The organism is Micromonospora inositola (genome assembly GCF_900090285.1).
GTDB classification, from domain to species: domain Bacteria; phylum Actinomycetota; class Actinomycetes; order Mycobacteriales; family Micromonosporaceae; genus Micromonospora; species Micromonospora inositola.
The window spans coordinates 882,401-904,346 of sequence record NZ_LT607754.1 but is presented as its reverse complement, the minus strand read 5'-3'; the positions used below and the strand labels follow the sequence as shown (position 1 = coordinate 904,346).

The window sequence follows — 21,946 nt, the reverse complement described above, 5'->3', positions numbered from 1 at the left end:
CGGCCGGCAGTCCCGGGGTGATCGGGTTGTGCGCGCCGGGGCGCGCCCCTCAGGCCAGCTCGTCGGGATCGACCCCGAGCAGGTTCGCCACCTGCTCGATGATCACGTCGTGCACCAGGTCGGCGAGGTCCTCGCGGTCCATCGCCCGGAACTCCAGCGGCCGCCGGTACAGCACGATCCGCGGCGGCACCTCCTGCCGGCCCGGCCGGCCCGGCAGCAGCCGGGCGAGCGGCACCTCGCCGTCCTCCAGCACGTCGGAGTCGTAGACGTTCAGGTCCGGTGGGACGTCCTCGACCGCGAACTCGACGCCAGCCAGCTCCTTGGCGAAGCGGCGTTCCAGGGTCTCCACCGTGTCGAGCACCAGGTCGTCGAAGACCTCCGCCTTGGTCCGGGCCAGCGGCACGGTGGCCGGCACCAGCCGCCCGCGCAGCCCTCGACCGTGGCGGTCGCGGTGGGTGCGCCGGCCGGAGCCGGGGCGGCGGTGTTCCGGGCTCGTCATGAGGAAGAGGGTAGCCCTCGCCACCGGCCGGCCCGCCGCTGCTCCGCCGGCCCGGCGTGCCGGTGATCCGATCGGGCGAATTGTGATCACCATGACGGGCGTGTCGCAGCGCGAAGCGGTGCGCCGGACCCGGTAATGGGGTTACCCTGCCGCCGTGAGGTCACCACGGCGCTGCTCCCGTAACGGCTGCCCCCGGCAAGCGGTCGCCACCTTGACCTATGTCTACAACGACTCGACGGCCGTGGTGGGCCCGCTTGCGGCCTTCGCCGAGCCGCACACGTACGACCTCTGCGAGCCGCACGCCCGCAACCTGACCGCCCCGCGCGGCTGGGACGTGGTCCGGCACGAGGGCGAGTTCGAGCCGCCGCCGCCCACCACCGACGACCTGGTCGCCCTGGCCGAGGCCGTCCGCGAGGCCGCCCGCCCGGCGCCTCCCCGTCCCCCCGAGGACGACCGCGACCTCCACCAGAACCCGCCGACCGGCCGCCGCGGTCACCTCCGCGTCATCCCCCCCACCCACTGACCCCGGCGCGGCACCCGCGCCCGGCGGGCAGTACCGAAGGCCGGTCACGAACCGGCCGATGGCCGAGGCCGCCGTAACCGGGTGGCCGGGTCGGCGTGGTGGTGGCGCTGGCGCCGAGGCTGGAACTGCTGCGGCCTCCGTCGCCACGGCGTCGATCATGAGGTTGGCGGGTCAGTCGATTGCTGATCCGCCCGGCAACCTCATGATCAACAAATGAGCGCGGGGGGGGTGGGGGGTGGAGGGTCAGTGGCCGAGGAGGCGGGAGAAGGCGGCGGCGCGGCGGGACGGGCGGTTGGTGCGGAGTTCGGCCTCGTCGGCGGAGAACATCAGCCTGAGGCCGGCGTTGACCGCCAGCCAGCGCAGCGGCTCCGGCTCCCACCGTGGGGAGCGGTGGTTGACCCAGGGGAGGGTGGTCAGCTCGCTCTCCGCGCCCCGGATCAGGTCGGCGAGGGTACGGCCGGCGAGGTTGCTGGTGCCCACGCCGTCGCCGACGTACCCGCCGGCCCAGGCGAGACCGTTGCGGTCCAGCCCCACGGAGGCGGCCCAGTCCCGGGCCACGCCGAGCGGCCCGCCCCAGGTGTGGGTCACCGGGACCTCCGGGCCGAGCGCCGGGAAGAGCTCGCCGAGCACCCGGCGCAGCGCGGCGAAGACCCGCGGCTCCCGGTCGAAGCCGGGGGCGGTGCGGGAGCCGAAGTGGTAGGGGGCGCCCCGCCCGCCGAAGGCCAGTCGACCGTCGGCGGTGCGCTGGCCGTAGATGATGACGTGCCGGTAGTCGGAGAACGTCTCCCGCTCGGCCAGCCCGATCCGGGCCCAGGTCTCCTCCGGCAGTGGCTCGGTGGCCACCATCAGCGAGTAGACCGGCGCGACGGTCCGGCGCTGCCCCGGCAGGGCGGGGGTGAAGCCCTCGGTCGCCCGGACCACCACCGGCGCCCGGACCACCCCGGCGGGCGTCACCGCCGCGCCGGCCCGGACCGCCGTCACCGGCGTCCGCTCGAAGATGGTCACCCCGCGGCGTTCGACCGCCCGGGCCAGCCCGCGGACCAGCCGGGCCGGATGCACGGCGGCGCAGTGCGGGGTGTACGTCCCACCGCGCACCCCGTCGGCGGCGCAGCGGGCGGTGGCCTCGGCGGCGTCGAGGAGCACCAGGTCCTCCTCGGACAGGCCGTACTCTCGGGCCTCCTCGACCGCGGCCCGGGCCCGGCCGAGCTGGGCCGCGGAGCGGGCCAGCACCACCGTCCCACCGGGCCGCCAGTCGCAGTCGATGCCCTCGGCGGCGACCACCCGGCCGACCTCGCGGACGGTCTCCTGCATGGCCCGCTGCATGGCGAGCGCCCGGTCCCGGCCGTGCCGGCGGGCCAGCGCGGGCAGCGACGTCGGGAAGAGCGCCGAGCACCAGCCGCCATTGCGTCCGGAGGCGCCGTACCCGGCGATCTCCTTCTCCAGGACGGTGATCCGCAGCGTCGGGTCGGCCTCCGCCAGGTAGTACGCCGTCCAGAGCCCGGTGTAGCCGGCGCCGACGATCACCACGTCCGCGTCGGTGTCCCCGGGCACTGCGGGGCGCGGGGTCAGCGGCTCGTCCACGCTGGACAACCAGTACGACAGCTCCTGGTAGCGCATCACCACTCCGGTGGGGGCAGGTCGTGGCGCAGCCGCGGATCGGGCTGCGGAGTGCCGTACGCCTCGACGACCGGCACCACGCCGGCCCAGACCGGGCGGTCGAGGTCGTCATCGGGGTCGTCGGGCGGCCCGGCGCTGACCTTCACCGAGCACTCGTCCAGTGGCAGCGCGAGCACCAGCGTGGCGGCCAGTTCCTTCGCCGAGGGTGGCCGGATCATCGCCCACCGGCCGGGCAGCAGGTGTTCGGCCAGGCGTTCCAGCGCGGCCAGCTTCTCCTCGCCGCCGAGCGCGACGAGCCGGCCGAGCGCCATAACGCAGCGGTAGTTCATCGAGGACTCGAAGGCGCTCCGGGCCAGCACCAGGCCGTCGAGCAGGGTGACGGTCAGGCAGGCCGGGGCGCCGGCGGCCAGGTGCCGGAAGAGCCGACTGCCGGTGGAGCCGTGCACCAGCACCCGGTCGCCGTCGCGGGCGTACGCCACCGGCAGCGCGTACGGCTGGTCGCCGTCGACGATGGCCAGGTGCCCGACCCGGCCGGCGTCGAGAACGGCGGACAACGTCTCCCGGTCGGGCACGGCCAGGTCGGGCAGCCGGCGTACCCGGGTCCGGTCGGTCCCGCCGACGGCCGCGCGGACGACGCGGGGCCGGTCCCCGGTGTCCCGGAAGCCGGCCCCGTCCGAGCCTGGCCCGCCGGTCAGAGGCGCGCCCATGCCTCGGTCAGCACGGCGCGGAGGATCTGCTCGATCTCGTCGAACTGCTGCTGCTCGGCGATCAGCGGCGGGGCGAGCTGCACGACCGGGTCGCCGCGGTCGTCGGCACGGCAGTAGAGGCCGGCCTGGAACAGTGCGCTGGAGAGGAAGCCGCGCAGCAGCCGCTCCGACTCGGCCTCGTCGAAGGTCTCCTTGGTGGTCTTGTCCTTGACCAGCTCGATGCCGTAGAAGTAGCCGTCGCCCCGGACGTCGCCGACGATCGGCAGGTCGTTGAGCTTCTCCAGGGTGGACCGGAAGGCGTCCTCGTTGGCCCGGACGTGCCCGACCAGGTCCTCGCGGGCGAAGACCTCCAGGTTGGCCAGGGCCACCGCGCAGGAGACCGGGTGGCCGCCGAAGGTCACCCCGTGGGCGAACATGCCGGTCTCGGTCAGGAACGGCTCCATCAGTCGCTCGCTGGCGATCATCGCGCCGAGCGGGGCGTACCCGGAGGTGAGGCCCTTGGCGGTGGTGATGATGTCCGGCTGGTAGCCGTACCGGGTGGCGCCGAAGTACTCACCCAGCCGGCCCCAGGAGCAGATCACCTCGTCACTCACGAGCAGCACGTCGTACGCGTCGCAGATCTCGCGGACCCGCTCGAAGTAGCCGGGCGGCGGCGGGAAGCAGCCGCCGGAGTTCTGCACCGGCTCCAGGAAGACCGCGGCAACCGTGTCCGGCCCCTCCCGCTCGATGGCGCGGCCGATCTCCTCGGCGGCCCAGCGGCCGAACGCCTCGGGGGAGTCGCCGTGCTCGGGGGCCCGGTAGAAGTTGGTGTTCGGCACCTTGATGCCGCCGGGGACCAGGGGCTCGAAGTCGCTCTTGATGCCGGGCAGGCCGGTGATCGACAGCGCGCCCATCGAGGTGCCGTGGTACGCGATGTAGCGGCTGACCACCTTGTGCTTGTTCGGCTGGCCGGTGCGCTTGAAGTAGGCCCGGGCCAGCTTCCACGCCGCCTCGACGGCCTCCGAGCCGCCGGTGGTGAAGAAGATCCGGTTCAGGTCGCCGGGGGCGAGGGAGGCGATCTTCTCGGCCAGCTCGACGGCCTTCGGGTGGGCGTACGACCAGAGCGGGAAGTAGGCCAGCTCGCCGGCCTGCTTGGCGGCCGCCTCGGCCAGTTCGGTGCGGCCGTGGCCGGCGTTGACGACGAAGAGCCCGGCGAGTCCGTCCAGGTAGCGGCGGCCCCGGGAGTCCCAGACGTACGCGCCCTCGCCGCGGACGATGGTCGGCACCTCGCCGTCGGAGTAGCTGGCCATCCGGGTGAAGTGCATCCAGAGGTGGTCGGTGGCGTTGGCCATGTCAGCCCCATCGGGTTTCGGGCCGGTCAGGGGTGATCACCGGCCGCTCTGCCCACGGTTATCGCACAGCGGATGCCGATAACGCAAGTGCCGAGGGTCTAGCGCAACGGATTCAGCGAAAGTAGTTGACTATTGCAACGGAATCCGCATCAGGCCGTACCCCAGCTGTAGGTCTGCTTGCGGAGCTTGAGGTAGACGAACGCCTCGGTGGCCAGCACGCCCTCGACGGCGCGCAGCTTCTGCAGGATCTCCAGCAGGTGGGCGTCGTTGCGGCAGACCACCTCGGCCAGCAGGTCGAACGAGCCGGCGGTGATGACCACATAGTCGATCTCCTCGAACCCGGCGAGCCGGTCGGCCACGGTCTCCAGGTCGCCGTCGGTCCGCAGCCCGATCATCGCCTGCCGGGGGAAGCCGAGCTGGAGCGGATCGGTCACCGCGACGATCTGCATGACGCCGGCGTCGAGCAGCCGCTGCACCCGCTGGCGGACCGCCGCCTCGGAGAGGCCGACCGCCTTGCCGATGGTCGCGTACGGGCGGCGGCCGTCCTCCTGAAGCTGCTCGATGATCTGCTTCGCCACGTCGTCGAGCAGAACGTGGCTGGCTCCCTCGCGCACGGTGACGCGACGCGAGCCGTTGCCAGTCTCCAGGTGCCGGTTGTTCATCGCCGCTCCCCATGTCCGATTCCGTGGGCCTGAGCGTAGTGCTCCGCCGCAGTCTGGCGTATTTCGTCGCCCATCGCTATTCCCGCAACGGAATCCCTTGTAAGGAGGGTCACTCCATGTCAGGATCAGTCGTCCATCGCCACTGACCCTCCCGCCGGCGCGCCACCCCCGTCCCGCCGCCGACGATGACCCCCCTAGGAGTCGTCACATGCGTAGTCCCCTCCGGCCCCTGTCCCGGCGTGGTCTGCTCACCGGCACCCTCGGCTCGGCAGCGCTGCTGGCCACCGCCGGTGCGCTGGCCGGTTGCGGCACGAAGGGCGCCCAGCAGACCGAGACCGGTTGCAAGAGCGATGACCTCTCCGCCACGGAGAAGACGCTGGCCTTCTCGAACTGGCCGCAGTACATGGACGTCGACGAGAAGGACGAGTCGAAGCGCCCCTCGCTCGACGCCTTCATCGCCAAGTCCGGCATCAAGGTGACCTACACCGAGGACGTCAACGACAACAACGAGTTCTTCGGCAAGGTGCAGAACCAGCTCGCCGGCTGCCAGACCACCGGGCGGGACGTCATGGTCCTCACCGACTGGATGGCGGCCCGGATGATCCGGCTCGGCTGGATCCAGAAGCTGGACAAGGCCAAGATGCCCAACGTCGAGGCCAACCTGCTGCCCTCGCTGCGCAACCGCTCCTTCGACCCGGACAGCCAACTCGCCATCCCGTGGCAGTCCGGCCTCGCCGGCCTCGCCTACAACGCCAAGGTGGCCAAGGAGATCCGCACGGTTGACGAGCTGCTCACCCGCCCCGACCTCAAGGGCAAGGTGACCGCGCTCTCCGAGATGCGGGACACCATGGGTCTGCTGCTGCAGTCCAACGGCCATGACCCGGCGAACTTCACCGCCGCGCAGTTCGACGACGCGCTGAACAAGCTCAAGAGGGCCGTGGACTCCAAGCAGATCCGCAAGTTCACCGGCAACGACTACGCCCCGGACCTGGCCAAGGGCGACATCGCCGCCTGCATCGGCTGGTCCGGCGACGTGATCCAGCTCGGCTTCGAGGACGAGAAGATCAAGTTCGTGGTGCCCGACTCCGGCGTGATGCTCTGGTCCGACAACATGCTCGTGCCGAACAAGGCCACCCACCGGGCCAACGCCGAAGAGCTGATGAACTACTACTACGACCCGGCGGTGGCCGCGAAGCTCGCCGCGTACGTGAACTACATCTGCCCGGTCAAGGGCGCGCAGGCCGAGATGGAGAAGATCGACCCGGACCTGGCCGCCAACCCGCTGATCTTCCCGGACGAGGCGATGCTGTCGAAGTCCAAGGTCTTCATGGCCCTGGACGAGAAGCAGGAGAAGGACTACGAGGCCAAGTTCCAGCAGGTCATCGGAGCGTGAGAACAATGGGACACGAGACACCGGCCGGCGATCTGCGGCTGGCCAACCTGACCAAGAAGTTCGGCATCTTCACCGCGGTCGACGACCTCAGCCTGACCATCCCGCAGGGCTCGTTCTTCGCCCTGCTCGGCGCCTCCGGCTGCGGCAAGACCACCACCCTGCGGATGATCGCCGGGCTGGAGGAGCCGACCAACGGGCAGGTGCTGCTCGGCGACCGGGACATCGCCCGGCTGCGGCCGTACAAGCGACCGGTGAACACCGTGTTCCAGAGCTACGCGCTCTTCCCGCACCTGGACATCAACGAGAACGTGGCCTTCGGGCTGCGCCGGCGGGGCATCCGCAAGGTCGCCGACCAGGTCGACCGGATGCTCGCGCTGGTGCAGCTCGAAGGGTACGGCCGGCGCCGGCCCGCCCAGCTCTCCGGCGGACAGCAGCAGCGGGTCGCGCTGGCCCGCGCCCTGATCAACCAGCCGCAGGTGCTGCTGCTGGACGAGCCGCTCGGCGCGCTCGACCTGAAGCTGCGCCGGCAGATGCAGATCGAGCTGAAGCGGATCCAGACCGAGGTCGGCATCACCTTCGTGCACGTCACCCACGACCAGGAGGAGGCCATGACCATGGCCGACACTGTCGCGGTGATGAACGCCGGGAAGATCGAGCAGCTGGGCGCCCCCGCCGACATCTACGAGTTCCCGGCGACCGCGTTCGTGGCGAACTTCCTCGGCCAGTCCAACCTGCTCGCCGGCGAGGCCGGCGGAACGAGCGGCGACCACGTGCTGGTCTCCGCGCACGGCGGGCGCTACGCCGTGCCCGCCGCGCGGGCCCGCCTCGACCGGGGACCGGTCTTCCTCGGGGTACGCCCCGAGAAGCTGCACCTGGTCGGGACCGCCGCCCAGGTGCCGGCCGGCCACCAGCACGTCGGCGGCGTGGTGACCGACGCCTCCTACGTCGGGGTGAGCACCCAGTACCTGGTGAAGACCGGATGGGGCAGCGAGCTGTCGGCCTTCTCCGCGAACAGCGGCCTCGGCGGGCAGTTGCCGGTCGGCAGCCCGGTGGTGGCGCACTGGAATCCGCGGCACGCCTTCCTGCTCCCCCGGGAGGCGGGCGAGGACGACCGCACCACCCCGCTGCTCGACGACCCGACGGTGGTCCTGGCGTCATGACCGCTCTCGCTCACGTACCCACCGGGTCGGGGCAGTCGGCGCCGCCGCCGCCCCGGCGCGGGCGGTACCGGCTGCTGCCGTACCTGCTGCTGCTGCCGGGCGCGGCCTGGCTGCTGATCTTCTTCGCCCTGCCGCTGCTCCAACTCGCCGCGGCCAGCCTCTACGACCCCAGCGGCTCGCTCTCCACCGGATACGCGCTGACCTGGGCGTTCGGCAACTACCCGGAGGCGGTGCAGGCGTACTGGCCGCAGTTCCTCCGGTCGTTCGGCTACTCGGCGATCGCGCTGGTGCTGGCCCTGCTGATGGGCTACCCGCTGGCGTACGCGATCGCGCAGAAGGCCGGCCGGTGGAAGAACCTGCTGCTGGTCTGCGTGGTCGCGCCGATGTTCACCAGCTTCCTGGTCCGCACGCTGGCTTGGAAGACCATCCTGTCGGACAACGGTGCGCTGGTCGGGCTGCTCCGGGACGTGCATCTGCTCGGCCCGGACGGTCGGCTGCTGGCCACCCCGGTCGCGGTGGTGCTCGGCCTGACGTACAACTTCCTGCCCTTCCTGGTGCTGCCGCTGTACGCGAGCCTGGAGCGGCTGGACCACCGGCTGCTGGAGGCGGCGAGCGACCTCTACGCCAGCCCCCTCAAGGCGTTCCGGAAGGTCACCCTGCCGCTGTCGATGCCCGGCCTGATCGCCGGCACGCTGCTCTTCTTCATCCCGGCCACCGGTGACTACATCAACGCCGAGCTGCTCGGCACCCCGAACGAGTACATGATCGGAAACGTCATCGACTCGGCGTTCCTGGTCCGGCTGGACTACCCGCAGGGCGCGGCGCTGTCGTTCCTGCTGATGGCGGCCATCCTCGCGGTGGTCTTCGTCTACCTGCGCAAGGCCGGCACGGAGGAGGTGCTGTGAGACTGTCCCGTTGGTTGGCCGACCGCTGGGTGATGGGCGTGGCCCTGCTCGTCCTGGGCTACCTCTCGCTACCGATCGTCGTGGTGGCCGGCCTGTCGTTCAACCGCCCGTCCAGCCGGCTGTCGTACGACTTCCACGAGTTCACCCTGGACAACTGGGCGCACCCCTGCGCCACCTCCGACATGTGTGACGCGGTGGTGCGCAGCGTGCAGATCGGCTTCATCGCCACCGTGGTCTCCACGGTGCTCGGCACGCTGATGGCGTTCGCCCTGGTCCGGCACCGGTTCAAGGGGCGCTCCGGGATCAACCTGCTGATCTTCCTGCCGATGGCCACCCCCGAACTGGTGATGGGCACCTCGCTGCTCGCCCTCTTCGTCGCCGCCGGGGTGCCGCAGGGCTTCTGGACGATCGTCATCGCGCACGTGATGTTCTGCGTGTCGTTCGTGGTGGTGACCGTGAAGGCGCGGCTCGCCGGCATGGACAGCCGGCTGGAGGAGGCCGCCATGGACCTCTACGCCAGCGAGTGGCAGACCTTCCGGCGGATCACCCTGCCGCTGGTGCTCCCCGGCGTCGTGGCCGCCGCGCTGCTCGCCTTCTCGCTCAGCTTCGACGACTTCATCATCACGAACTTCAACGCGGGCACCACCGTCACCTTCCCGATGTACGTCTGGGGCGCCGCGCAGCGCGGCATCCCGCCGCAGGTGAACGTCATCGGCACGGCGATGTTCGTGATCGCGCTGCTGCTGGTCGGGGTCAGCTCGCTGCGCGGCCGGCGGGCCAAGCGCCGGTCATGACACTCCCGCATACCGGCCGGGCGCTGGCCGACGCGGCGCCCGCGCCGTACTGGCTCGACCGCCCGGAACGCCCCGACCCGCTGCCGCCGCTGACCGGCGCGACCACGACGGATCTTCTGGTGGTCGGCGGCGGGTACGCCGGGCTCTGGACCGCCCTGCTCGCCAAGCGGGCCGACCCGGCCCGCGACGTTCTCCTGGTCGACGCCGGGACCTGCGGCTGGGCGGCGTCCGGGCGCAACGGCGGGTTCTGCGCCGCCTCGCTCACCCACGGCCTGGCCAACGGCGTCGACCGCTTCCCCGGCGAGATCGACGAGCTGGAACGGCTCGGCCGGGAGAACCTGGACGCCATCGCCGCCACGGTCGCCGAGCACGGCATCGACTGCGACTTCGAACGCGCCGGCGAGCTGGCGGTGGCCGTCGAGCCGTACCAGCTCGCCGGGCTCGCCGAGGATGCCGAGCTGGCCCGCCGGTACGGCCACGACGTCCGCCTGCTCGACCGCGACGAGGTACGCGCCGAGGTGGACTCGCCGACGTACCTCGGCGGGATGTGGGACCGGGACCGGGTGGCGATGCTCGACCCGGCGAAGCTCGCCTGGGGGCTGCGCCGGGCCTGCCTGGACCTCGGCGTGCGGATCCACGAGCACACCCGGGTCACCGGCCTGCGCCGCGACGGCGCGGCGCTGCGGCTAGGCACGGCGGGTGGCGCCGACGCCGCCCCGGGGAGCGTCCGCGCCCGGCAGGTCGCGCTCGCCACCAACGCGTTCCCGCCGCTGCTGCGCCGGCTGCGGGCCTGGCTGGTCCCGGTGTACGACTACGCGCTGACGACCGAGCCGCTGTCGGTGGAACAGCGCAAGCTGATCGGCTGGGCCAACCGGCAGGGGCTCGCCGACACCGGCAACCAGTTCCACTACTACCGGATCACCGCCGACGGCCGGATCCTCTTCGGCGGGTACGACGCGGTCTACCACTACGGCAACCGGATCGCCCCCGAGCTGGAACAGCGGACCGCCACCTTCGCCGCCCTCGCCGAGCACTTCTTCACCACGTTCCCGCAGCTCGACGGCCTCCGGTTCAGCCACCGCTGGGGCGGGGTCATCGACACCTGCACCCGGTTCTGCCCGTTCTTCGGCACCGCCTACGAGGGGCGGCTGGCGTACACCGCCGGGTTCACCGGGCTGGGCGTCGGGGCGAGCCGGTTCGGCGCCCGGGTGATGCTCGACCTGCTCGGCGGCGAGGAGACCCCGCTGACCCGGCTCGGCCTGGTGCGCAGCAAACCGCTGCCGTTCCCGCCGGAGCCGTTCCGGGCCACCGGCATCAATCTCACCCGCTGGTCACTCGCCCGCGCGGACGCGCGCGAGGGCCGGCGCAACCTCTGGCTCCGTACGCTCGATCGTCTTGGTTTGGGGTTCGATTCCTGATGCGCATCCTGCTCGTCGGCGCCGGCGGTGTCGGCTCCGCCGCCGTCGCCATCGCCGCCCGCCGCTCCTTCTTCGAGACCATGGTGGTCGCCGACTACGACCTGGGCCGCGCGTCCCGGGCGATCGCCGAGCACGACGGCCGCTTCGTCGCCGCCCAGGTCGACGCGTCGTCGGCGGACGCGGTCGCCGCGCTCTGCCGGGAGCACCGGATCACCCACGTGCTCAACGCGGTCGACCCACGCTTCGTCATGCCGATCTTCGACGGCGCGTTCGCCGCCGGCGCCGACTACCTGGACATGGCGATGTCCCTGTCCCACCCGCACCCGTCCCGGCCCCACGCGGAGACCGGGGTGAAGCTCGGCGACGACCAGTTCGCGGTCGCCGAGCGGTGGGAGGCCGCCGGCCGGCTGGCGCTCTGCGGCATCGGCATCGAGCCCGGCCTGTCGGACGTCTTCGCCCGCTACGCCGCGGATGAGCTGTTCAGCGAGATCGACGAGATCGGGGTCCGCGACGGCGCCAACCTCACCGTCGACGGGTACGACTTCGCGCCGTCCTTCTCCATCTGGACCACCATCGAGGAGTGCCTGAACCCGCCGGTGATCTGGGAGGCAGACCGGGGCTGGTACACCACGCCGCCGTTCAGCGAGCCGGAGGTCTTCGACTTCCCGGAGGGGATCGGCCCCGTCGAATGCGTCAACGTGGAGCACGAGGAGGTGCTGCTGATCCCGCGCTGGGTGAAGGCGAAGCGGGTCACCTTCAAGTACGGCCTCGGCGACGAGTTCATCGAGGTGCTGAAGACCCTGCACAAGCTGGGCCTGGACTCGACCGCTCCGGTCCGGGTGGGCGGCACTTCGGTGTCTCCGCGCGACGTGGTGGCCGCCTGCCTGCCCGACCCCGCCACCCTCGGCGACCGGATGCGCGGCAAGACCTGCGCCGGGACGTACGTCACCGGCACCGGCGTCGACGGCCGGCCGCGGAAGGTCTACCTCTACCACGTCGTCGACAACGGGTGGTCGATGAAGGAGTACGGCCACCAGGCGGTGGTCTGGCAGACGGCCGTCAACCCGGTCGTCGCCCTGGAACTGCTCGCCGCCGGTGCCTGGTCCGGCGCCGGGGTGCTCGGTCCGGAGGCGCTGCCGCCGGTGCCCTTCCTGGACCTGCTGACCGGCTACGGCTCGCCGTGGGGGATGGAGGAGCGGTGACCCGCTACGGCCCGATGTTCGGCCCCGACATCACGTTCCTCGGCGTGCCGCCCTGCACCATCGAGGAGCCGGTGACGTACGCGGACGCGGACGTCGTCATCGTCGGCGCGCCCTTCGACGGGGGCACCTCGCACCGGCCGGGCACCCGGTTCGGCCCGTCCGCCATCCGCCAGGCCTGCTACCTGCCGCACGACGGCTCCCGCCCGTCCCTCGCGTTCCGCGTCGACGCCCTGCGGGACCTCCGGGTGTACGACGCCGGCGATGTCGAGATGTTCTCCGGCGACATCGAGCGGTCCCTGAGCGCCCTGGAGGAGGCCGTGTATGCGGTCGCCTCCGCCGGGGCGATCCCGATCGTGCTCGGCGGCGACCACTCCATCGCCCTGCCCGACGCCACCGGCGTGGCCCGGCAGCACGGGCTCGGCCGGGTGTCGCTGGTGCACTTCGACGCACACGCCGACACCGGGGACATCGAGTTCGGCTCGCTGCACGGGCACGGCCAGCCGATGCGCCGGCTCATCGAGTCCGGCGCGGTACGCGGCGACCGCTTCCTCCAGATCGGCCTGCGCGGCTACTGGCCCGGCCCGGAGACGCTGTCGTGGATGGCGCAGCAGCGGATGCGGTCGTACGAGATGACCGAGGTGGTCGCCCGAGGGCTCGACGAGTGTCTGTCGGAGGCCTTCGAGATCGCCACCGACGAGTGCGAGGGCGTCTTCCTCTCCGTCGACGTGGACGTGGTCGACCCCGGCATGGCCCCCGGCACCGGCACCCCCGAGCCGGGCGGCCTCACCTCCCGCCAGCTCCTCGACGCCGTCCGCCGGGTCTGCTACGAGCTGCCGGTGGTGGGGGTCGACGTGGTCGAGGTGGCCCCGCCCTACGACCACGCCGACATCACCGCCTACCTCGGCAACCGGGTGGTCCTGGAGGCCCTGTCGGCGATCGCCCGCCGCCGCCGCGACGCCGCCGGCGGCCCACCCTGGAACCCGCGCCAACCCCTCCTCGACGCCCGCTGACCGGCCCCCACCCCACCCCCACCCCACCCCACCCCACCCCACCCCACCCCTCCCCGCGTGATCTTGCACTTAGTGCCCCCGCATTGCCGGCAAATCGCGCAAATGGGGGCCCTAAGTGCAAGATCGCGAGGGAGGACGGGGGGTTAGGGGGCGAGGTGGGAACGGATCAGGAATCTCACGCCGTCGGGGGCTTCCAGGGAGAAGCCGCCGCCTCGGCCGGGGACGACGTCGACGGTGAGCCTCGTGTGTTTCCAGAGGTCCCACTGAGCCTTCGACATCCAGAACTCGACGGGCTCGGGGACACCGTCCACCTCGAGAGACGCCAGGAGGACGTCGGAGCCGCCGGTGCGGAACTCGCCGGCCGGATAGCACATCGGGGCGCTGCCGTCGCAGCAGCCGCCGGACTGGTGGAACATCAGCGGCCCGTGCCGCCCCCACAGCGACCGGATCAGCTCGGCCGCGGCGGGCGTCACCGTCACGGGCGGCGGCGCCGCGGCGCCCGGCGAACCGGGCGCCGCGGCGCCGTCGGAGACGGCACCCATCAGAAGAAGCCGAGCTTCTTGGTGGAGTAGCTGACCAGCAGGTTCTTGGTCTGTTGGTAGTGCTCCAGCATCATCTTGTGGTTCTCCCGGCCGATGCCGGACTGCTTGTACCCGCCGAACGCGGCGTGGGCCGGGTAGGCGTGGTAGCAGTTGGTCCAGACCCGCCCGGCCTGGATGGACCGACCCGCCCGGTACGCGGTGTTCATGTCCCGGGTCCACACGCCAGCGCCGAGGCCGTACAGCGTGTCGTTGGCGATCTTCACGGCGTCGTCGAGGTCGGCGAAGGAGGTCACCGAGACGACCGGGCCGAAGATCTCCTCCTGGAAGATCCGCATGGAGTTGTCGCCCTCGAAGATCGTCGGCTCGACGTAGTAGCCGCCCGACAGGTCCCCGCCGAGGTCCGCCCGGGAGCCGCCGGTCAGCACGCGAGCCCCCTCCTGCCGGCCGATGTCCAGGTAGGACAGGATCTTCTCCAACTGGTCGTTGGATGCCTGCGCGCCGACCATCGTGTCGGTGTCCAGCGGGTGGCCCTGCTTGATCGCGCCGGTGCGGGACACCGCCGCCGCCAGGAAGTCGGAGTAGTGGCCCTGCTGGATCAGCGCCCGGGACGGGCAGGTGCAGACCTCACCCTGGTTGAGGGCGAACATGGTGAAGCCTTCGAGCGCCTTGTCCAGGAAGTCGTCGGAGTGAGCGCTGACGTCGTCGAAGAAGATGTTCGGGCTCTTGCCGCCCAGTTCCAGGGTGACGGGTTTGATGTTCTCGCTGGCGTACTGCATGATCAGCCGCCCGGTGGTGGTCTCGCCGGTGAACGCCACCTTCGCCACCCGTGGCGAGGACGCGAGCGGCTTGCCCGCCTCGACGCCGAAGCCGTTGACCACGTTGACCACGCCCGGCGGCAGCAGGTCGGCGATCAGCGACAGCAGGTAGTGGATGGACGCCGGGGTCTGTTCGGCGGGCTTGAGCACCACCGCGTTGCCGGCGGCGAGCGCTGGGGCGAGTTTCCAGACGGCCATCAGGATCGGGAAGTTCCACGGGATGATCTGCCCGACGACGCCGAGCGGCTCGTGGAAGTGGTACGCCACCGTGTCGTCGTCGATCTCGCCGAGCGAGCCCTCCTGGGCCCGGATCGCCCCCGCGAAGTAGCGGAAGTGGTCGATGGCCAGGGGAATGTCGGCGGCCAGGGTCTCGCGTACCGGCTTGCCGTTCTCCCAGGTCTCGGCGACGGCCAGGGATTCCAGGTTGTCCTGCATCCGGTCGGCGATCTTGTTGAGGATGAGCGACCGCTCGGCGATCGAGGTGCGTCCCCAGGCGTCGGCGGCGCCGTGCGCGGCGTCGAGGGCCTTCTCGACGTCCTCGGCGGTGCCGCGGGCGACCTCACAGAAGGTCTGGCCGGTGACCGGGGTGGGGTTCTCGAAGTACTGGCCGCCGTGCGGCTTGACGTACTCGCCGCCGATGAAGTGGTCGTAGCGGGACTGCCAGTGGGTGGGAGCGTCGTAGCGCGCCATGGTTACCTCCGCCGTCGGTCTCGGGTGACGGCGGGGACGTTAGTTTCGGGGACGTTGCAGCAACGTTGCGCGCGGCAGGTCGTACTCCAGGGAGAGTTGGTTGGCGCGCGCCACCGCGAGGGGCCGGCGCGGCGCGCCCGGCGGCAACGCCCGCGCCAGGGCCTGCCAGGCGGTGAGGTCGTCGGCCCCGGCGGCCGTCGCGGTCCAGGCCGCGAGCTGCGCCGGGTTCGCGGTCGCCAGCACGGCCGCGCGGAGCTGCCCGTCGATGAGCCGGCGCAGTCGCGTCACTCCCGGCGCGTCCGACCCGGGCAGCAACGGCCCGCCGTACGCCCCGAGCGCTCCCGCCGCGTCACCGCGTTCCAGCAGGTCCGTGACGGTACGGAAGTCGGCGCGCACGGTCCCGCGCAGCCGGTACGGCCGGGAGTCGAGCAGCTCCGGGCCGAGCGCCCGGCGCAGCCGGGACAGTTCGGCGCGCAGGGTGACCGGATGCAGCCGGTCGTCGCCGTACAGGTCGAGGCCCAGCTGCTCGCCGGTCCGCCCCTCGGGGTGGTCGAGGAGCAGCACCAGCAGTTCGCTGTGCCGGCGGCCGAGCCGGATCCGGCGACCGCCGACGCGCAGCTCCGCCTCGTCGCGGCCGAGCGCGCTGACGGTGACCACGTCCGGGTCGAGGGGCTGGGCGAGGAACGCCTCGGCGGCCCGGGCGGTCGCCCGGACCAGGGCGAGGCTCTGCGGGTTGGCCAGGTGGTCGCCGCCGGTGATGTCGACGGCGCCGAGCAGCCGTCCGGTGGCCGGGTCGTGGATGGGGGCGGCCGCGCAGGTCCAGCGCTGCACCGGCCGGACGAAGTGCTCGGTGGCGAAGATCTGCACGCTGTGGTCGACGGCGAGGGCGGTGCCGGGGGCGTTGGTGCCGGCGTGTGCCTCGTCCCAGCGGGCGCCGGGGATGAAGTTCATCCGCTCGGCGTGCCGGAGCACCCCCGGATGTCCCTCCACCCAGAGCAGCCGCCCGTACGCGTCGCAGACCGCCATCAGGTGCGCGCCGTCCTGGGCGATCCCGCCGAGCAGGTCGCGGAAGAGCGGCAGCACCCGGGCCAGGGGATGCGCGGCGCGGTAGCTCTCCAACGCGTCGTCGGTGAGGTCGACCGGCGCGGTGGCCTCCGGGTCGAGCAGCGCTCCGGCCGACCGCCGCCACGACTCGGCCACCACGTCCCGCACCCTGCCCGGATCGGTGCCGGCGGTGAGGAACGCCGCGTGGGCGGCGCCGACCTGCGCGATCCGCTCAGCCGGATCGGCACCGAATTCCAGGGCGAGCCACGGGTCAGCCATGGGCGACCTCCTCGGCCCCATCGTGACGCAGCTCACCCCCGATCGCCAAGGGCTGGAGCCGGCCTTTCCGCGACCTCCCACCGCTCGACGGCCGGTGACCCCGGGTGCTCGTTGTCGACGACGACGTGGGCCCGGGACTCCGGGTCGGCTTCCCGCTGGTAGAGCGCCTGGCCCGGTAGGTAGCGGGCCAGGTAGCGCCGCTCCACCTCGGACACCGAGCCGAACAGGTCGACGTCCCGCAGCCGGGCCCGGCGCAGGCTCTCCTCGGGGGTGATCCGCAGATGGACCGCCAGGTCCCAGTGGTCGCGCAGCTCCGGTCGGAGCAGGAACACCCCGTCGACGACTAGCGCCGCGACCGGCGGCGCCGGCAGGGTGACGTCCCGCGGCTCGTCGGTGTGGAGGTCGTGCCGGCCGACCCGGATCCGCTCCGACCCGGCGCGGAAGGGGAGCAGGCAGTCGGTGATCAGCGCGTCATGGTCGAAGGCGTCCCGGTAGTAGCCCTCCGGCGACAGCGCGCCCCGCCGGCGCCGCAGCTCGGCCGGCTGGTGGAAGTCGTCGACCGAGACGCGGAGCGCGGGCACGCTCAGGGCTTTGCCGAGCCGGTCGGCCAGTGTCGTCTTGCCGGACGCGTCCGGCCCGTCAATCCCCACCAGCACCCGCGGCCGGTGTCGAGCCAGCTCTGTCACGGCATCGCCGAGCCGGGTCAGCAGGTCCATCCCGCGAGCATGCCAGATCTTGCCATTGACAAGTTCCCGCGTCACGCGCAAACTTGACAGCGACAAGACAAAGCGATGGGGAGGTCGAGATGGAACTGAACATGGTCCGGCAGATGTGGCAGCTCACCGAGCCGGTGCACGCGCTGCTGTACTACGCGCCCGAGCTGACCGAGGAGGCCACGGCCCTCGGACTGCCGACGGACGAGCGCTGGCCGAGCTACTTCGCCTGGCGCACCGCCCCGCTGGGAGCCGCCGGCCCGAAGCTGGTCGACGCCACGTACTACAGCTTCAGCCCGGCGATGGTCCGGAAGTACGTACCGCAGATCTGGTCGGTGGCCGACCCGGCCAAGGTCCTCGACGCCCGGCTGTCCGGAGTGGACCGGGCCCTGCGCGCGCTGCTCGGCGACGCGGTCGACGGTCCGGAGCTGGCCGAGGCGGCCGCACTGGCCCGCCGGGCCGCCGAGGCGGCCGACGTGGCGGGCCGGCCGCTCGCCGCCGCCAACGCCGAACTGCCCTGGCCGGAGGCGCCGCACCTGATGCTCTGGCAGGCGCTCACCGTGCTGCGCGAGCACCGCGGCGACGGGCACGTCGCGGCGCTGCTCACCGCCGGTCTCGACCCGACCGAGGCGCTGGTGTCCTTCGCCGCGATCTGCGCCGCGCCGGTCGAGGTCTTCGCCAGCCGTGGCTGGACGGACGAGGAGTGGGCCGCCGCCCGGGATCGACTCGCCACCCGCGGCCTGGTGGATGCCGCCGGCGTGGCGACCGAGGAGGGGCGCCGGGTCCGGGACGAGGTGGAGCGGCGTACCGACGAGCTGGCCGCCGGACCGTGGCGGGCGCTCGGTCCGGCCGTCGGCCGGCTCGCCCAGCTGGTGGTGCCCGTCATGCAGGCCGTGGTCGGGTCCGGCCTGCTGCCCTCGCAGAGCACCCTGGGGATCCATCGCGGACGGTGACCGGCAGGGGGTGGGTTCATGCAGCGTCGTGGACTGGTTCACGCAGAGTGGTAAGTCGTCAGGACGGTGAACGGTAGACCGCTCCCAGGCCGTACCAGTCGTCGTACGGACACCACCGGACGACGGGAGAAGCGGTGAAGGTGCAGCGGAAGCACGTGCTGGCGGCGGGGATGGCGGTGGCCGCCTCGGCGGTGCTGGCGGTCGGGACGGGGTTCGGGTTCGCCGACACCGCGCCGGCTCGGGCGTCGGCGTGTCAGGGGTCGATCACGTTCTCGGCCGAGGGTGGGGCGCCGGCGGCGACCAGCGGTCAGTTCCCGGTGGGGACGCGGTTGCGGGTGACGAACCTGGACAACAACCGGTCGGCGACGGTGACGGTGACCGGCCCGTCGGGCAGCTGCGTGCTGCTCAACGCGGCGGCAATGGACCTGGTCCGAGAGCCCGGCAAGAACGTGATCCGCCGCAACCTGGTGGAACGTCTGGACGGGGGCGCCGCCGCTCGGCCCGGCGGTGTTGCTCAGCCCGTGGCCACCGCTTCCGCGCCGGCTGGGCCGTCGGCGTGTCAGGGGTCGGTCACCTTCTCGGCCGAGGGTGGGGCGCCGGCGGCAACCAGTGGCCAGTTCCCGGTGGGGACGCGGTTGCGGGTGACGAACTTGGACAACAACCGGTCGGCGACGGTGACGGTGACCGGCCCGTCGGGCAGCTGCGTGCTGCTCAACGCGGCGGCGATGGACCTCGTTCGCGAGCCGGGCAGGAACGTCGTCCGCCGCAACGTCGTCGAGGTGCTCCGCTGAGCTGAGCCGGGGCGGGTGGGTGTCGTGCGGTGCGTCCGCGACACCCACCCGCCGTCCGGCGCACCGGCGTCGGGTTCAGCCGAAGGCGACGTCCAGGATGTCCAGGCCCCTGGCCAGCTCGTCGTCGGAGATGACCAGCGGGGGCAGGAAGCGCAGCACGTTGCCGTAGGTGCCGCACGTCAGGGTGAGCAGGCCGGCGGCGTGGCAGGCCGCCGAGATCGCCGCCGTGGCGGCCGGGTCCGGGGTGAGGGTACCCGGCTGCACCAGCTCCACGGCGAGCATCGCGCCCCGCCCGCGTACCTCGGCGATACGCGGGTCGCGCTCGGCGATGGCCCGCAGCCGGGCGGTCATCGTCGCCTCGATCCGGCGGGCCGCGACGGCCAGGTCCAGCTCGTGCATGGTCTCGATGGACGCCAGCGCCGCCGCGCAGGCGATCGGGTTGCCGCCGTACGTGCCGCCGAGGCCGCCGACGTGCACCGCGTCCATCAGCTCCGCCCGCCCGGTCACCGCCGCGAGGGGCAGGCCCCCCGCGATGCCCTTGGCCAGCGTGATCAGGTCCGGCTCGACGCCCTCGTTCTCACAGGCGAACCAGTTCCCGGTCCGGCAGAACCCGGTCTGGATCTCGTCGGCGACGAAGACCACCCCGGCCGCCGTCGCCCACTCGCGCAGCGCCGGCAGGAACCCCTCCGCCGGTACGACGAAACCGCCCTCGCCCTGGATCGGCTCGATCAGCAGCGCGGCGACGTTCTCCGCGCCGACCTGCTTCTCCACCATCTCGATCGCCCGCGCCGCCGCCTCCACGCCGGAGAGGCCGCCGTCGCGCAGCGGGTACGACATCGGCACCCGGTAGATCTCCCCGGCGAACGGCCCGAACCGGTGCTTGTACGGCATGTTCTTCGCGGTCAGCGCCATGGTCAGGTTGGTCCGACCGTGGTACGCGTGGTCGAACACCACCACCGCCGGCCGCCCGGTGGCGTGCCGGGCGATCTTGACGGCGTTCTCCACCGCCTCGGCGCCGGAGTTGAACAGCGCCGAGCGCTTCTCGAAGCTCCCCGGGGTCAGCGCGTTGAGCTGCTCGCAGACCGCCACGTACGACTCGTAGGGGGCGACCATGAAGCAGGTGTGGGTGAAGCGTTCGACCTGCGCCCGCACCGCCTCGACCACGCGCGGGGCGGAATTGCCCACGTTGGCGACCGCGATGCCGGCGGCGAAGTCGATCCACTCCCGCCCGTCGACGTCGGTGATGGTGCCGCCACCGGCACGGTCCACGTAGGACGGGATGACGCTGCCGACGCCCCGGGCCACCGCAGCCCCGCGCCGCTTGTGCAGTTCCTCTGACGAAGCCATGGAATCAGCCCTCGATGTTGTGCATGACGTGCTTGATCCGGGTGTAGTCCTCCAGGCTGTAGACCGAGAGGTCCTTGCCGTGCCCGGAGTGCTTGAAGCCGCCGTGCGGCATCTCGGAGACGAACGGGATGTGGGTGTTCACCCAGACGCAGCCGAAGTCGAGCCGGCGGGTCATCCGCATCGCCCGGCCGTGGTCCTTCGTCCACACCGAGGCCGACAGGCCGTAGTCGACGCCGTTGGCCCAGCGCACCGCCTCGTCCTCGTCGGAGAAGCGCTGCACGGTGATGACCGGCCCGAACACCTCGTCCTGGATGATCTCGTCCTGCTGCCGCACCCCGGAGACCACCGTCGGGGCGTAGAAGTAGCCGCGGTCGCCCTGGCGGGAGCCGCCGGCCTGCACCGAGGCGTGGTCGGGGAGCCGGTCCAGGAAGCCGGTGACCCGGGCGAGCTGGTTGGCGTTGTTCAGCGGGCCGTAGAGCACGTCCTCGTCGTCCGGGGCACCGGTCTTCGTGTTGCGGGCCTGCTCGGCGAGGGCCGCGACGAAGTCGTCGTAGATGCCGGGGCCGGCGAGCACCCGAGTGGCGGCGGTGCAGTCCTGGCCGGCGTTGAAGTAGCCGCCGACCGCGATCGCCTCGGCCGCCGCCGCGATGTCCGCGTCGTCGAAGATCACCACCGGAGCCTTGCCGCCCAGCTCCAGGTGGGTCCGCTTCAGGTCGGGGGCGGCGGCGGAGGCGACCTCCATGCCCGCGCGGGTCGAGCCGGTGATCGACACCAGCTGCGGGGTCGGGTGCGAGACGAGGGTACGACCGGTGTCCCGGTCACCGCAGACCACGTTGAACACGCCCGGCGGGAAGAACTCCGACGCGATCTCGGCCAGCAGCAGCGTCGACACCGGCGTGGTGTCCGACGGCTTCAGCACCACCGTGTTGCCGGCCGCCAGGGCCGGGGCGATCTTCCACACCGCCATCATCAGCGGGTAGTTCCAGGGCGTCACCTGCGCGCAGACGCCGATCGGCTCCCGCCGCACGTACGAGGTGTGCCCGGCCATGTACTCGCCGGCCGAGCGGCCCTCCAGCAGGCGGGCGGCGCCGGCGAAGAAGCGGAACTGGTCCACCGCCGGCGGCAGCTCCTCGTCGGCGGTGAGCTGGCGGGGCTTGCCGGTGTTGCGCACCTCGGCGTCGACCAGCTCGGCGGCCCGGGCCTCCACCGCGTCGGCGAGCTTGAGCATGGCCTTCTGCCGCTCGCCGGGCGTGGCGTCCCGCCAGCTCTCGAAGGCGGTGGCGGCGGCCTTCATCGCCGCGTCGACGTCCGCCGCCCCGGAGACGGGGGCCTGGGCGAAGACCTCGCCGGTACAGGGGTCGATCAGGTCGGCGTACCCGCCGTCCACCGGGTCGACGTACTCGCCGTTGACGAAGTTGCGCAGCTGCTGCTGGTCGCTCATCAGAAGTCTCCGAGGGATGGCCGGGGGTGAGGTCAGCGGAGGTTATCGCAATCTGACTGCCATCTTTGCTACTGAATTCGCGGCCCACAAGGCCTTGGGCAACTGTTTCC

Annotated in this window: 21 protein-coding genes; 10 read left to right on the top strand and 11 right to left on the bottom strand. The window is 72.0% G+C overall.

What is annotated here, in order from left to right:
- Positions 1–49: 49 nt before the first annotated feature.
- On the bottom strand, positions 50–499 hold the full coding sequence (locus GA0070613_RS04250) for a metallopeptidase family protein (RefSeq protein WP_088963879.1): 450 nt from the start codon (positions 497–499) through the stop codon (positions 50–52).
- Positions 500–653: 154 nt separating this feature from the next.
- Here GA0070613_RS04250 and GA0070613_RS04245 point away from each other — a divergent pair, with 154 nt between their 5' ends.
- Positions 654–1,022 (top strand): DUF3499 domain-containing protein, encoded by a 369-nt coding sequence (locus GA0070613_RS04245; protein ID WP_089011087.1) that lies wholly within the window; start codon positions 654–656, stop codon positions 1,020–1,022.
- Between the two features lie 243 nt (positions 1,023–1,265).
- Here GA0070613_RS04245 and GA0070613_RS04240 read toward each other — a convergent pair whose 3' ends face one another.
- The 4 genes from GA0070613_RS04240 to GA0070613_RS04225 form a co-directional block, all read right to left on the bottom strand.
- The gene (locus GA0070613_RS04240; protein WP_172875754.1) at positions 1,266–2,639 is read right to left on the bottom strand and encodes an NAD(P)/FAD-dependent oxidoreductase; all 1,374 of its coding nucleotides are present in this window, start codon (positions 2,637–2,639) and stop codon (positions 1,266–1,268) included.
- Positions 2,639–3,346 carry a pyridoxamine 5'-phosphate oxidase family protein gene (locus tag GA0070613_RS04235; RefSeq protein ID WP_089011086.1) on the bottom strand — a complete coding sequence of 236 codons (708 nt, stop codon included), beginning with the start codon at positions 3,344–3,346 and terminating at the stop codon, positions 2,639–2,641. The genes GA0070613_RS04240 and GA0070613_RS04235 overlap by 1 nt, the downstream gene beginning before the upstream one ends.
- Positions 3,331–4,677, bottom strand: a complete 1,347-nt coding sequence (locus GA0070613_RS04230; RefSeq protein WP_089011085.1) for an aspartate aminotransferase family protein — start codon at positions 4,675–4,677, stop codon at positions 3,331–3,333. The genes GA0070613_RS04235 and GA0070613_RS04230 overlap by 16 nt, the downstream gene beginning before the upstream one ends.
- Positions 4,678–4,826: 149 nt before the next feature.
- A complete protein-coding gene (locus tag GA0070613_RS04225; protein WP_089011084.1) occupies positions 4,827–5,339 on the bottom strand; it encodes an Lrp/AsnC family transcriptional regulator in 513 nt (170 codons plus the stop codon).
- A gap of 208 nt (positions 5,340–5,547) precedes the next feature.
- Between GA0070613_RS04225 and GA0070613_RS04220 the strand changes: the two genes are divergently transcribed.
- From GA0070613_RS04220 to speB, 7 genes are read left to right on the top strand one after another with little or no spacing between them, the layout of a single operon-like run.
- Complete coding sequence (locus tag GA0070613_RS04220; protein WP_089011083.1) at positions 5,548–6,732, top strand: polyamine ABC transporter substrate-binding protein; 1,185 nt, start codon at positions 5,548–5,550, stop codon at positions 6,730–6,732.
- A 5-nt stretch (positions 6,733–6,737) separates the two neighbouring features.
- Positions 6,738–7,892 (top strand): ABC transporter ATP-binding protein, encoded by a 1,155-nt coding sequence (locus GA0070613_RS04215; RefSeq protein WP_089011082.1) that lies wholly within the window; start codon positions 6,738–6,740, stop codon positions 7,890–7,892.
- The gene (locus GA0070613_RS04210) at positions 7,889–8,797 is read left to right on the top strand and encodes an ABC transporter permease (RefSeq protein WP_089011081.1); all 909 of its coding nucleotides are present in this window, start codon (positions 7,889–7,891) and stop codon (positions 8,795–8,797) included. The genes GA0070613_RS04215 and GA0070613_RS04210 overlap by 4 nt, the downstream gene beginning before the upstream one ends.
- Positions 8,794–9,591: an ABC transporter permease gene (locus GA0070613_RS04205; RefSeq protein WP_231929666.1), complete on the top strand. Its 798-nt coding sequence runs from the start codon at positions 8,794–8,796 to the stop codon at positions 9,589–9,591. Before GA0070613_RS04210 ends, GA0070613_RS04205 begins: the two co-directional genes overlap by 4 nt.
- On the top strand, positions 9,588–11,009 hold the full coding sequence (locus tag GA0070613_RS04200; RefSeq protein WP_089011080.1) for an NAD(P)/FAD-dependent oxidoreductase: 1,422 nt from the start codon (positions 9,588–9,590) through the stop codon (positions 11,007–11,009). The genes GA0070613_RS04205 and GA0070613_RS04200 overlap by 4 nt, the downstream gene beginning before the upstream one ends.
- Positions 11,009–12,211, top strand: a complete 1,203-nt coding sequence (locus GA0070613_RS04195) for a saccharopine dehydrogenase family protein (RefSeq protein ID WP_089011079.1) — start codon at positions 11,009–11,011, stop codon at positions 12,209–12,211. Before GA0070613_RS04200 ends, GA0070613_RS04195 begins: the two co-directional genes overlap by 1 nt.
- The gene (gene speB / locus GA0070613_RS04190; protein WP_089011078.1) at positions 12,208–13,221 is read left to right on the top strand and encodes an agmatinase; all 1,014 of its coding nucleotides are present in this window, start codon (positions 12,208–12,210) and stop codon (positions 13,219–13,221) included. The genes GA0070613_RS04195 and speB overlap by 4 nt, the downstream gene beginning before the upstream one ends.
- Before the next feature lie 143 nt (positions 13,222–13,364).
- Here speB and GA0070613_RS04185 read toward each other — a convergent pair whose 3' ends face one another.
- The 4 genes from GA0070613_RS04185 to GA0070613_RS04170 are packed head-to-tail and all read right to left on the bottom strand — an operon-like array spanning position 13,365 to position 17,307.
- Positions 13,365–13,763: a DUF779 domain-containing protein gene (locus GA0070613_RS04185; protein ID WP_231929665.1), complete on the bottom strand. Its 399-nt coding sequence runs from the start codon at positions 13,761–13,763 to the stop codon at positions 13,365–13,367.
- Positions 13,763–15,268, bottom strand: coding sequence for an aldehyde dehydrogenase (gene adh, locus GA0070613_RS04180; RefSeq protein WP_089011077.1), 1,506 nt, complete (start codon positions 15,266–15,268; stop codon positions 13,763–13,765). Before adh ends, GA0070613_RS04185 begins: the two co-directional genes overlap by 1 nt.
- Before the next feature lie 39 nt (positions 15,269–15,307).
- Positions 15,308–16,591: a GAF domain-containing protein gene (locus GA0070613_RS04175; RefSeq protein ID WP_089011076.1), complete on the bottom strand. Its 1,284-nt coding sequence runs from the start codon at positions 16,589–16,591 to the stop codon at positions 15,308–15,310.
- Between the two features lie 32 nt (positions 16,592–16,623).
- Positions 16,624–17,307: a nucleoside/nucleotide kinase family protein gene (locus GA0070613_RS04170; protein WP_089011075.1), complete on the bottom strand. Its 684-nt coding sequence runs from the start codon at positions 17,305–17,307 to the stop codon at positions 16,624–16,626.
- 89 nt (positions 17,308–17,396) lie between these two features.
- Here GA0070613_RS04170 and GA0070613_RS04165 point away from each other — a divergent pair, with 89 nt between their 5' ends.
- Entirely contained in the window at positions 17,397–18,257 is an 861-nt protein-coding gene (locus GA0070613_RS04165) for an SCO6745 family protein (RefSeq protein ID WP_089011074.1), read from the top strand.
- A gap of 134 nt (positions 18,258–18,391) precedes the next feature.
- A complete protein-coding gene (locus GA0070613_RS04160; protein ID WP_089011073.1) occupies positions 18,392–19,048 on the top strand; it encodes an RlpA-like double-psi beta-barrel domain-containing protein in 657 nt (218 codons plus the stop codon).
- A 75-nt stretch (positions 19,049–19,123) separates the two neighbouring features.
- On the opposite strand, the gene gabT is transcribed toward GA0070613_RS04160, so the two are convergent.
- Complete coding sequence (gene gabT, locus GA0070613_RS04155) at positions 19,124–20,395, bottom strand: 4-aminobutyrate--2-oxoglutarate transaminase (RefSeq protein ID WP_089011072.1); 1,272 nt, start codon at positions 20,393–20,395, stop codon at positions 19,124–19,126.
- 4 nt (positions 20,396–20,399) lie between these two features.
- A complete protein-coding gene (locus tag GA0070613_RS04150; protein ID WP_089011071.1) occupies positions 20,400–21,836 on the bottom strand; it encodes a gamma-aminobutyraldehyde dehydrogenase in 1,437 nt (478 codons plus the stop codon).
- Positions 21,837–21,946 lie beyond the last annotated feature (110 nt).